This window comes from Streptomyces sp. NPDC058697, assembly GCF_042715345.1.
GTDB lineage: Bacteria > Actinomycetota > Actinomycetes > Streptomycetales > Streptomycetaceae > Streptomyces > Streptomyces liliifuscus.
Genome location: NZ_JBHXSU010000069.1, coordinates 1 through 1,858, shown reverse-complemented (window position 1 = coordinate 1,858; position 1,858 = coordinate 1). Strand labels below are relative to the sequence as shown.

Sequence of the window (1,858 nt, the reverse complement as noted above, 5' to 3'; positions counted from 1 at the left end):
GTTTTATGGGTAATCATCGTTTTAATGAAAAACAGCAAAAAAACAGTCTAAAAATTTAAGCTAAACCGCGTGTGTGCTGACACTTACAAGTGCAAAAAATGTTACATGTGATGTTACATTACGAACTACATTTTATGTTACATCGACCTACATGAGATATTTAAATAAAAACTAGATTGGGGAGACTGTGAAATGAAGAAAACAGAAAAAAAATCACAGGATTCTGATCAGCAGAATGAAAAATCACTGACTGAAAGAGTAGCAGAGATACAAGCCAAAATTAAAAGCCTTAGAGGGGATAATCGTGTTCCTTTCGATGAAAAGGCTTTTATGGATGAAGGGTGGGAGCTCTAATGCCCCTCATAGCTCCATAAATCGCCGTGTGAGCGTTTTTATCATATTCAATGTAGTCAACAGGCTCGAACGACATAACGCCCCCTACAGCGCAATTTAAAGGCGCGGGGACGTTATGTCTTGCGTTGCGACTTTTGTCCTGTGTTCATAGGCAGGATACGTAATTTTGTGGTACAAAATTAAATTCATCAAAAAGCACTGTCGAATAGGCACAAAAACACCGCGCCCCAAAATCGCGCTGTAGGTGATTTTTGTGCCGGCTGTTTTTCTGAAACGTCTGTGTAGCAGGAAATGCAACTTGTCAGCGTTACACCTAAAAAACTCAAAAAAAAGCCCTCAAACGAGGGCTTTAGAAGTCAAAGAATTATAAAATTCTGTAGCTCATTAATCGGGCAGAATAAGAGCTGTTATTCAGGCGATAAACCGCCGTCGATAACGTCCAGACGGAAGCGCTCAACAGCTTTAGCGTGGTTATTTACATTCCCACGAAAAGCTCCTTCAGGTGTTACAGTTATAACTTTTACTCGACCACGTTTAACGCGATGAATTGCACCAACTTTTTCAAGCAAATCTAATGCTCTTGCCATTTGTGCTTTGTCAGTTCGCATTGTCTCGCAGAGATCTGCGGCCGTTTTGGTGCATTCGTAACTTTGCCAGCCAAGATTACGGCAGATTTGCCATAGAACGGCCTGAGCGTGATATGCTTGCGCTGTGGTCTTAGCGGATTCAAATAGCCGTTCAGTAACGGCGTCCTGGTACTGGAAAGCAATGGACACGTTACCACCTCCAAAGAAGTCAAATTCAAGTTGCTGGGTAGAACTTAGTTCTTTCGCTGCCTGCGCTGCTTTACGGGCTTGCATAGCACGTTCTGGGCTACTTTCCTGCAATGCTTGTTGATCCAGTAGCAGAGCCGCTTGATCGTAAATACCACGCTTCCTCATAGCCTTTTCAGTTAGGCTTATTGGTGGGTTTGGATTATGACGTTGACGTGGCTGGGCAGCACCAACAATCACGCCAATTGATTGGACGGGAGCCCCAACTCTACGCTGGGCGGCCTGTGTGACCTTTGCAGCTGCGATATCTTCATTTGAGATACCGAGCTCCCTTAGCTCTCGAAATGATAATCTTGTCATCAATCTGCCCTTATAGTTGACTGGTGGACAACCTTAGTTGTCTGACAGACAACTGTCAATAATCTAAAAAGTCTTATTTCTCAGGGGCTAGAGTGCTAAAATGCACTAACGTATCCATGTATCTTAAATAGATTAAGCGGAACGAAGCTAGTCGCTTCGTAAAATAGCTTAAAAAAATGGTGCATGTGATAACGGCAGAGATGCTGTTTCCGAGGACTGACCTACTGGACAGCCCGCAGGACGGCAGCACTGCCGGTTTTCGATTTACCTATAACCATCGAAAACAAGTCCCAATTTTGAGACAACTTTTTAATCAACAAACGTATGTGAAAACGCTTAATATCTGTCTCTGATACACGTATCCGAGCCCA

At 43.2% G+C, this 1,858-nt stretch carries 2 protein-coding genes; one reads left to right on the top strand and one right to left on the bottom strand.

Annotated elements, in window-relative coordinates; translation table 11 throughout:
* Window positions 1-192 precede the first annotated feature (192 nt).
* Window positions 193-354, top strand: coding sequence for a hypothetical protein (locus ACFWXQ_RS48775; RefSeq protein ID WP_376936199.1), 162 nt, complete (start codon window positions 193-195; stop codon window positions 352-354).
* 407 nt (window positions 355-761) lie between these two features.
* Here the strand turns inward: ACFWXQ_RS48775 and ACFWXQ_RS48770 are convergent, their stop codons facing one another.
* Entirely contained in the window at window positions 762-1,487 is a 726-nt protein-coding gene (locus tag ACFWXQ_RS48770; protein ID WP_376936198.1) for a hypothetical protein, read from the bottom strand.
* Window positions 1,488-1,858: the final 371 nt, after the last annotated feature.

Bases quoted from the DNA above. Each gene is read 5' to 3' on its own strand.
- ACFWXQ_RS48775 (WP_376936199.1), top strand. From the start codon at position 193: ATGAAGAAAACAGAAAAAAAATCACAGGATTCTGATCAGCAGAATGAA.
- ACFWXQ_RS48770 (WP_376936198.1), bottom strand. From the start codon at position 1,487: ATGACAAGATTATCATTTCGAGAGCTAAGGGAGCTCGGTATCTCAAAT.